This window comes from Kitasatospora sp. NPDC093558 (assembly GCF_040683475.1).
Lineage (GTDB): Bacteria > Actinomycetota > Actinomycetes > Streptomycetales > Streptomycetaceae > Kitasatospora.
Map to the genome: position 1 here is coordinate 1 of NZ_JBFBDY010000245.1, position 9,374 is coordinate 9,374.

Here is a 9,374-nt window from a genome sequence, read left to right on the forward strand (position 1 = left end):
CGCCGGTGCGCCCGGCCCGGCGGGACGCCCTGACGCTGCCGGGCGGCGGCCACGGCCTGGTCGGCCTGCGCGAGCGCGCCCAGCTGCTCGGCGGCACGCTGACCGCGGGCCCCACCCAGGAGGGCGGCTTCGAGGTCCGCGCCGAACTGCCCGCCTCCCGTACCTGAGCCGACATCGGCTCAGGTACGGGAGCCCGGCCGGGCGGACCGTACCGGAGAACGAGAAAGCCCCGCAGATCCTAAGATCTGCGGGGCTTCGCTGTGCGCGAGGGGGGAGTTGAACCCCCACGCCCTTTCGGGCACTGGAACCTGAATCCAGCGCGTCTGCCTATTCCGCCACCCGCGCATGGGTGCGTCTTCCGTGCCGACCGGCCCTCCGATCCACCAGCGCCTCGCGGCCCTCGCGGTCTTCGTTCCGGCCTCCCTCTCGGGCGGCCCTTCCGACGTGGAAAACAGTAGCACGACCAGGGGGAGTCCTCCGAATCCGTTCCGGCGGGACGCTTCCACCCCCGGTCCGCCACCCGAGCGCATCCGAACGGATGCACTCCGAACGCCCGAGCGAAGCGTGGAACCCCCTTCCGACGGGCACACCTGGCGTGCCGTACCCGATATGCGTCACCCTGTGTGTCCGAGCCCACCCCCGGCCACGACGCGGTCCGGGAACCGTACGGATGGGCCCGGCGTGGATACGATCAGTACGGAAGTACCGCAAGTAGGCACGACCGGCTCTCCGGGTCCCCCGGTCGGCAGGCAGGCGAACGAACCCTGGAAGGGGGTGCCCCATGGGAGTGCTGAAGAAGTTCGAGCAGCGGCTCGAGGGTCTCGTCAACGGCACCTTCGCCAAGGTGTTCAAGTCCGAGGTCCAGCCCGTGGAGATCGCCGGGGCGCTGCAGCGCGAGTGCGACAACAACGCGAGCATCTGGAACCGCGACCGCACCGTCGTGCCGAACGACTTCATCGTCGAGCTGAGCCCCCACGACTACGAGCGCCTGAGCCCCTACTCCGGGCAGCTCGGCAACGAGCTCTCCGGCATGGTCCGCGAGTACGCCGAGGCCCAGCGGTACAGCTTCATGGGCCCCCTCCAGGTGAACCTGGAGAAGGCCGACGACCTCGACACCGGCCTGTACCGGGTGCGCAGCCGCACCCTGGCGGCCGAGGAGCCCGCGCAGTACGCGCCGCCGCAGCCCGGCTACGACCGCCCGCCGGCCGCCCCGGCCCCCGGCGCGCCGTGGCAGCAGCCGGGCGCCGACCAGTACAGCGCGCCCCCGCCGCCGGCCGCGCCCCCCGCCATGCCCCCGGCCCCGCCGACCGCGGGCGGCAACGTGCGCGCCTTCCCCGGTTCGGGTCACGGCACCTCGGTCCGCCGCTGGATCGAGGTCAACGGCGCCCGCCACCAGATCTCCGGCAGCGCCTGCGTGCTCGGCCGCTCGACCGAGGCGGACGTCCGGATCGACGATCCCGGCGTCTCCCGCAAGCACGCCGAGATCCGCCCCGGCACCCCTTCGATGGTCCTCGACCTGGGCTCCACCAACGGCATCGTGGTGGACGGACAGCACACCCAGCGCGCTACGCTCCGCGACGGCTCGCGAATCGTCGTGGGCTCCACCACCATCGTCTACCGACAGGTCGAAGGGTAGTGTCCGATTTGTTCGCTCGCTTCGCTCACCCACACGCGGGGCGGCCATGTCCGAACTGACCCTGACGGTGATGCGGCTGGGCTTCCTGGCCGTGCTGTGGCTGTTCGTCATCGTCGCGATCCAGGTGATCCGCAGCGACCTCTTCGGGACCAAGGTGAACCCCCGCTCCTCGCGCCGCGGCGCAGCCGCGCCCGCGGCCGGAGCCGGTGCGGCCACCGCCCCCGCCGGGCGCCCCGCGCCGGGCGCCGGCGGCAACGCCGCGGCCCCGACCGCGGGCGGCGGCCGGCGCCGCGGGGCCCCGACGCAGCTCGTCGTGGTCCAGGGCTCGCTGGCCGGCACCACCGTCGCGCTACAGGGCCAGACCATCACCCTGGGCCGGGCGCACGACTCCACCATCGTGCTGGACGACGACTACGCGTCCTCCCGGCATGCCAGGATCTATCCCGACCAGACTGGGCAGTGGACGGTCGAGGATCTAGGCTCCACCAACGGCACCTATCTGGACCGGCAGCGCCTGACCGCGCCGACCCCGCTCCAGCCGGGCATGCCGATCCGTATCGGCAGGACCGTCATCGAACTGCGGAAGTAGTAGCGCATGAGGGACAGCATCCCGTCCATGACCCAGAGGGGGGCACAGGTCGCATGACCCTGGTGCTGCGCTTCGCCGCCGGCTCCCACAAGGGACTGATCCGGGAGGGGAACGAGGACTCCGGCTACGCCGGGCCGCGGCTGCTGGCCGTGGCCGACGGCATGGGCGGCGCCGCGGCCGGCGAGGTCGCGTCCTCCGAGGTGCTCGGCTCCATCGTCCGTCTGGACGAGGACGTGCCGGGCGCCGACCTGCTGACCCTGCTCGGCGACGCCGTCCAGGGTGCCAACGACCGGCTGCGGCAGATGGTCGAGGAGGACCCCCAGCTGGAGGGCATGGGCTGCACGCTCACCGCCATGCTGTGGACGGGCCAGCGGATGGGCCTCGTGCACGTCGGCGACTCCCGCGCCTACCTGCTGCGCGACGGCTCGCTGGTGCAGATCACCCAGGACCACACCTGGGTGCAGCGGCTGGTCGACGAGGGCCGGATCACGCCCGAGGAGGCCGAGACCCACCCGCAGCGCTCGCTGCTGATGCGGGCCCTGGACGGCCGCGGCCAGGTCGAGCCCGACCTGTCGATCCGCGAGGTCCGGGCCGGCGACCGCTACCTGATCTGCTCCGACGGCCTCTCCGGCCCGGTCAGCCACCAGACGCTCGAAGCCACCCTCGGCAGCTACTACGCGCCCGAGCAGACCGTGCAGGAGCTGATCCAGCTCGCGCTGCGCGGCGGCGGCCCGGACAACATCACCTGCATCGTGGCGGACGTCATCGACGTCGGCGCCACGGACACCATGAGCGGCCAGTTCAACGACGTCCCGATGGTGGTCGGCGCGGTTGCCGACGCCCCGCCGTCCCCGACCGCCACCGACCGTTCCATCGCCGACACCCCGGCCGGCCGCGCCGCCGGCCTCGGCCGCTCCCCCCAGGGCGCCTTCGGCCCCGCCGAGGGCTACGGCTACGGCGCGCCGGGCGGCTTCGGTCCCGCCGAGGGCTACGAGGGCGAGTACGGCGGCTACGACGGCGCCGAGCCCTCGGTGTATGGCACCGAGGACTTCGACGAGGAGGCGCCGCCGAAGCGCAAGCGCAAGGGGCTCAAGGTCTCGCTCGCCGTCCTGGTCGCCCTCGGCGTGCTCGGCGGCGGCGGGTACTTCGGCTACCAGTGGACGCAGGGCCAGTACTACGTCGGTGCGGAGGGCGGGCACGTCGCCGTCTACCAGGGCATCAACCAGAGCCTGGCCGGCCTCAGCCTCTCCTCGGTGCACGCCGAGTACAAGGACATCGAGCTCAAGTACCTGCCGACGGACCAGCAGGCGCACGTCACCAAGACCATCTCGGTGAACAGCCTGGGCGACGCCGACGCGACCATCAAGGAGCTCGACGGCTGGGCCCAGCTCTGCAAGAAGGTCGGCACCGCGAAGACCGGTGCCACCGGGCAGCCGACGGGCACGCAGGCCACCCAGACCGTGTACGCCGACCCCGCCGGGTTCGTGGCGGCCCCCGCGCCGACCCCGAGCGAGCGGCCGAGCGAGAAGAACCACGCCCCCGTGGCCGCCGTTCCGACCACGACGCCCACCCCCTCGGCCACCCCGAGCGCCCCGGCCACCCCGGCGCCCACCGCCACCCCCGCGCCGACCCCCAGCCCGGCCGACGACGGCCTCAGCAGCGAGGACCGGCAGCGCGCCGAGTCCTGCCCGAAGCCGTGACGCCCGTGACCCGACATAGGCCCGCCCCCGGCGGGCCCGCCGGCCGTCAGGGAGCGGCCACCGCGTGAGCACCTACGACCTGAGCAGCGGCGCGAGCCGGCCCGGCCGCCGCCGGACGCCGGCCGACCGGCCCGCCACCCGGCGCCGGGGCAACACCACCATCAGCCCGCAGGAAGCGCCCAACCGGCGCAACACCGAGCTGGTGCTGCTGGTCTTCGCCGTCCTGCTGCCGGTCCTGGCCTACGCCAACGTGGGCCTCGCCATGGACTCCGAGCTGCCCGGCGGCATGCTCGGCTACGGCCTCGGGATGGGCTCGCTCGCCCTCGTCGCACACCTGCTGGTCCGCCGCTTCGCGCCGTACGCCGACCCGCTGATGCTGCCGATCGCCACCCTGCTCAACGGGCTCGGCGTGGTGATGATCTGGCGGCTCGACAAGGCCGGGAAGCTGCTCAGCGGCAACTTCAAGGCCGCCGAGAACCAGCTGATGTGGTCCGGCCTCGGCGTCGCACTGTTCATCGGCGTCATGGTGTTCCTCAAGGACCACCGCGTCCTCCAGCGCTACACCTACATCTCGATGGTCGCGGCCCTCGTCCTGCTCGCCGCGCCGGCGTTCTTCCCGGCCCGCGCGGAGGACTTCGGCGCCAAGATCTGGATCCGGATGGGCGGCTTCTCCATCCAGCCCGGCGAGTTCGCCAAGATCATCCTCACCGTCTTCTTCGCCGGCTACCTGATGGTCAAGCGGGACGCCCTGGCCCTGGCCAGCCGCCGCTTCATGGGCCTCTACCTGCCGCGCGGGCGCGACCTCGGCCCGATCGTCGTGATCTGGCTGCTCAGCCTGCTGATCCTGATCTTCGAGAACGACCTCGGCACGTCCTTCCTGTTCTTCGGCCTGTTCGTGGTGATGCTCTACGTCGCCACCGAGCGCACCAGCTGGATCCTGTTCGGCCTGCTGATGTCGGTCGGCGGCGCCACCGCGGTCGCCATGACCACCAGCCACGTGAAGACCCGGATCGACGCCTGGCTCGACCCGATGGCCGCCTTCGCCGCGCACCCGCCCAAGGGCTCCACCGAGCAGATCGGCCAGTCGCTGATGGCCCTCGGCTCCGGCGGGGTGACCGGCTCCGGCCTCGGCCAGGGACGGTCCTGGCTGATCAACTTCGCCGCCAAGAGCGACTTCATCCTGGGCTCCTTCGGCGAGGAGCTCGGCCTGACCGGCCTGATGGCGCTCTTCCTGCTCTACGCGCTGCTGGTGCAGCGCGGCCTGCGCACCGCGCTCGCCGCCCGCGACCCGTTCGGCAAGCTGTTCGCCGTCGGTCTCGCCTCGGCCATGGCGCTGCAGGTCTTCGTCGTCGCCGGCGGGGTCACCGGACTGATCCCGCTGACCGGAATGACCATGCCGTTCCTCGCCCAGGGCGGTTCGTCAGTGGTCGCCAACTGGGCGCTGATCGCGATCCTGCTGAAGATCAGCGACAGCGCCCGCCGACCCGGGGTCGAACCCGCCCCCGCCACCGAGGGCCAGGGAGGACCCGCCAGATGAACAAGCCGATCCGCCGGGTCTCGATCTTCTGCCTCGTGCTGATCCTGGCCCTGATGCTGCGCACCAACTGGGTGCAGGGCGTCCAGGCCGACGCCTGGGCGAGCAACGTCAACAACAAGCGCCAGCAGTTCGACCGCTACGCCCACCCGCGCGGCAACATCATCGTGGGCGGCCAGCCGGTCACGAAGTCCGACTTCGTCAACGGCCTGCGCTACAAGTACAAGCGCTCGTGGGTCGACGGCCCGATGTACGCCCCGGTCACCGGCTACTCCTCCCAGGTCTACGGCTCCAACGGGCTGGAGAACCTGGAGGACGGCATCCTCTCCGGCGCCGACGACCGGCTGTTCTTCCGCAACACCCTGGACATGCTGACCGGTGAGCAGAAGAAGGGCGGCGACGTCGTCACGACGATCAACGCCAAGGCCCAGAAGGCCGCCTGGGACGGACTCGGCAACAAGAAGGGCGCGGTCGTCGCGCTCGACCCGAAGACGGGCGCGATCCTCGCCCTGGTCTCCACCCCGTCCTACGACCCGGGCACCATCTCCGGCAGCGAGGACTCCGACTCCAAGGCCTGGACGGACCTCAACGCCGACCCGAACAAGCCGATGCTCAACCGGGCGCTGAAGGAGACCTATCCGCCCGGCTCGACCTTCAAGCTGGTCACCGCGACCGCCGGGTTCGAGAACGGCCTCTACCAGAACATCGACGACGCGACGAGCACGCCGGACCCGTACACCCTCCCGGGCACCGCCACCGTTCTGAAGAACGAGAGCCCGAACGAGAAGTGCGAGAACGCCACCATCAAGTCCGGCATGGACCAGTCCTGCAACACGGTCTTCGCCAAGATGGGCGCCGACCTCGGCAAGGACAAGATGCGGGCGCAGGCCGAGAAGTTCGGCTTCAACAGCACCGTCGACACCCCGGTCCGCTCCGAGAAGAGCATCTTCCCGAACAGCGCCAGCCTGGACGGCACCGCCCAGGACTCGATCGGCCAGCACGACACCCGCGCCACCCCGCTGCAGATGGCCATGGTCTCCGCCGCGATCGCCAACAACGGCAGCCTGATGACGCCCTACCTGGTCGACCAGGAGCGCTCCGCCTCGCTGACCACCATCTCCAAGCACACCGAGAAGCAGTTCTCCCAGGCCATGAGCCCGGCCACCGCGCAGAAGATGCAGGACCTGATGGTCTCGGTGGTCGAGAACGGCACCGGCACGAACGCCAAGATCCCCGGCATCCAGGTCGGCGGCAAGACCGGCACCGCGCAGCACGGCGAGGACAACGCCGGCCTGCCGTTCGCCTGGTTCACGTCCTGGGCCAAGACCTCGGACGGCCAGTCGGTCGCGGTCGCGGTCGTCGTCGAGGACGGCTCCAACAACCGCGACGGCATCAGCGGCGGCCGGCTCGCGGCCCCGGTCGCCAAGGCGGTGATGCAGGCCGTGCTCGGCAAGTGACCGGCAGGTGCCGCGGTGAGTGGAATGTCACGGTCGGCACCCCCGTTCGGATACCGGTCTGATATCGGCCCACGGGTGACTCCGGTCCGACGCGGTACGACCGGTAGCGTATCCGCCAGCAGCGGGTGTGCCCGTTGCCGCCCGCGAGGCGGCGCACGACCCGGCCGGAGAACCGGTCGCGGCCCGCGCGGCGTCACCCAGAGCGTGCGGGGACACCTACGTCACAACCTCACCGGCGGGTGAGGGAGAGGGTCGGAACTATGGAAGAGCCTCGTCGCCTCGGCGGCAGGTACGAGCTCGGCGGCGTCCTCGGACGCGGCGGCATGGCCGAGGTGTACCTCGGCCATGACACCCGGCTCGGCCGTTCCGTCGCAGTGAAGACGCTCCGGGCCGACATGGCCCGGGATCCGTCGTTCCAGGCCCGCTTCCGCCGCGAGGCGCAGTCGGCGGCGTCGCTGAACCACCCCGCGATCGTCGCCGTGTACGACACCGGCGAGGACTACATCGACGGCATCTCCATCCCGTACATCGTGATGGAGTACGTCGAGGGGTCCACCCTGCGCGAGCTGCTGCACTCCGGGCGCCGGCTGCTGCCGGAGCGCGCGCTGGAGATGACCATCGGCATCCTGCAGGCGCTGGAGTACTCGCACCGGGCGGGCATCGTCCACCGCGACATCAAGCCCGCCAACGTGATGCTGACCCGGCAGGGCAACGTCAAGGTCATGGACTTCGGCATCGCCCGCGCGATGGGCGACGCCGGGATGACCATGACGCAGACCTCGGCCGTCATCGGCACCGCCCAGTACCTCTCCCCCGAGCAGGCCAAGGGCGAGCAGGTCGACGCGCGGTCCGACCTCTACTCCACCGGTTGCCTGCTGTACGAGCTGCTGACCGTCCGCCCGCCGTTCGTCGGCGACTCCCCGGTGGCCGTGGCCTACCAGCACGTCCGGGAGGAGCCGCAGCCGCCGTCCGTCTTCGACCCCGAGGTGCGCCCCGAGATCGACGCGATCGTGCTGAAGGCGCTCGCCAAGGAGCGGGACTACCGCTACCAGAGCGCCGACGAGATGCGCGACGACATCGAGCGCTTCCTCGACGGCCTCCCGGTCGCCGCCGCCCAGCAGGCCGCCGCCTACGGCATGGGCGCCGGGTACGGCTACGACCAGAACGGCTACCCGCAGCACGACCCGTACGGCCAGACCAACGTGCTCCCGCAGCAGCCCGGCGGTCCGACCACCGTCCTGCCGCAGGTCGGCCAGCCCGGCTACGGCCAGCAGGGCGGCTACCCGGAGGACGGCTACGGCCAGACCTACGCCGGCGCCCCGGGCGGCGACGACGGCTACGGCTCCGAGGGCGGCCGGCGCGGCGCGGACCGGCCCAAGAAGAGCAACACCTCCTGGATCGTGCTGGCGGTCGCCGCCGTGCTGGTCCTGGTCGGCACGTTCTTCGTGGCCCAGGCGATGTTCAACGGCGGTGGCGGCGCCAAGGAGCCCGCGAAGCTCGCCGCGCCCAACCTGGTCGGCAAGAGCCTGGCCGACGCCAAGACGGCGGCCACGCAGGCCGGTCCCAAGCTCGTGGTGACCGAGGGCGACAAGATCGCCTGCCCGGACGCCAACGTGAAGAAGGACCAGGTCTGCACCCAGACCCCGGTGGCCGGCACCCAGGTCGCGGAGAACAGCACGATCACCGTGCAGGTCTCCTCCGGCCCGGCCAAGGCGAACGTCCCGCAGGTGACCGGCAAGACCAAGGACCAGGCGACGCAGGCCCTCAACGCGGCCGGCTTCAGCAACGTCACCACCGAGTACAAGGACGACGACAACGCCCCGCAGGACACCGTCACCGCCCAGGACCCGGCCGCCAACAGCCCGGCCGACCCGAGCGCCCCGATCAAGCTGACGATCTCGCAGGGCAAGACCAAGATCGCCGTCCCGTCCGTGGTCGGCATGCAGAAGGACGCCGCGGCGGCCCAGCTGCAGGGCGCGGGCTTCCAGGTCGACATGTCGAAGACGGTGCCGGCCACCGACCCGACCAAGGTCGACACCGTCGCGGCGCAGACGCCCGCGGCCAACACCAAGGCCCCGGCCAACACGAAGATCCAGCTGACCATCTTCAAGGCGCCGGACAAGGCCACCGTCCCGCCGCTGCAGAACGTCAAGCTGTCGGACGCCATCGACAAGCTGCAGAAGCTCGGCCTCGGCTACACCGTGACGGGCCCGTCCGACCCGAACGCCGTGGTCATCATGACCAACCCGGCGGCCGGCACCCAGGTCGACCCGAACACCCAGGTCAACCTGGTCACGAAGCCGGCCGATCCGCCCAAAGGGGGCGACCCCTTCCCCACACCCTCCAACCCCAAAGGGAACAACTAAGCCCCCCTTCTTCCCCTTCTTCTGACGGTTCCGGAAGGTTCCGGGACCAGCAGGGTCGGTAGCGCCCGAGGGCCCGTCGCAGCGCGTGCGAC

The 9,374-nt window shown here is 71.2% G+C and carries 6 protein-coding genes and 1 tRNA gene; 6 read left to right on the top strand and 1 reads right to left on the bottom strand.

Annotation, left to right across the window (positions count from 1 at the left end; all coding sequences use genetic code 11):
• Positions 1-261: 261 nt before the first annotated feature.
• A tRNA-Leu gene (locus AB0O00_RS21780) sits at positions 262-345 on the bottom strand.
• Positions 346-781: 436 nt separating this feature from the next.
• Between AB0O00_RS21780 and AB0O00_RS21785 the strand changes: the two genes are divergently transcribed.
• From AB0O00_RS21785 to pknB, 6 genes are all read left to right on the top strand, one after another.
• Positions 782-1,636, top strand: a complete 855-nt coding sequence (locus AB0O00_RS21785; RefSeq protein ID WP_363654199.1) for a DUF3662 and FHA domain-containing protein — start codon at positions 782-784, stop codon at positions 1,634-1,636.
• A gap of 46 nt (positions 1,637-1,682) precedes the next feature.
• Complete coding sequence (locus tag AB0O00_RS21790; RefSeq protein ID WP_363654201.1) at positions 1,683-2,225, top strand: FHA domain-containing protein; 543 nt, start codon at positions 1,683-1,685, stop codon at positions 2,223-2,225.
• A gap of 53 nt (positions 2,226-2,278) precedes the next feature.
• Positions 2,279-3,925, top strand: coding sequence for a protein phosphatase 2C domain-containing protein (locus tag AB0O00_RS21795; RefSeq protein ID WP_363654203.1), 1,647 nt, complete (start codon positions 2,279-2,281; stop codon positions 3,923-3,925).
• A gap of 160 nt (positions 3,926-4,085) precedes the next feature.
• On the top strand, positions 4,086-5,462 hold the full coding sequence (locus AB0O00_RS21800) for an FtsW/RodA/SpoVE family cell cycle protein (protein WP_363654209.1): 1,377 nt from the start codon (positions 4,086-4,088) through the stop codon (positions 5,460-5,462).
• Positions 5,459-6,916 (top strand): penicillin-binding protein 2, encoded by a 1,458-nt coding sequence (locus AB0O00_RS21805; protein WP_363654205.1) that lies wholly within the window; start codon positions 5,459-5,461, stop codon positions 6,914-6,916. The genes AB0O00_RS21800 and AB0O00_RS21805 overlap by 4 nt, the downstream gene beginning before the upstream one ends.
• 260 nt (positions 6,917-7,176) lie before the next feature.
• Positions 7,177-9,282 carry a Stk1 family PASTA domain-containing Ser/Thr kinase gene (gene pknB / locus AB0O00_RS21810; RefSeq protein ID WP_363654207.1) on the top strand — a complete coding sequence of 702 codons (2,106 nt, stop codon included), beginning with the start codon at positions 7,177-7,179 and terminating at the stop codon, positions 9,280-9,282.
• Positions 9,283-9,374 lie beyond the last annotated feature (92 nt).

Coding starts and splice junctions, on each gene's coding strand:
- AB0O00_RS21785 (WP_363654199.1), top strand. CDS start 782: ATGGGAGTGCTGAAGAAGTTCGAGCAGCGGCTCGAGGGTCTCGTCAAC.
- AB0O00_RS21790 (WP_363654201.1), top strand. CDS start 1,683: ATGTCCGAACTGACCCTGACGGTGATGCGGCTGGGCTTCCTGGCCGTG.
- AB0O00_RS21795 (WP_363654203.1), top strand. CDS start 2,279: ATGACCCTGGTGCTGCGCTTCGCCGCCGGCTCCCACAAGGGACTGATC.
- AB0O00_RS21805 (WP_363654205.1), top strand. CDS start 5,459: ATGAACAAGCCGATCCGCCGGGTCTCGATCTTCTGCCTCGTGCTGATC.
- pknB (WP_363654207.1), top strand. CDS start 7,177: ATGGAAGAGCCTCGTCGCCTCGGCGGCAGGTACGAGCTCGGCGGCGTC.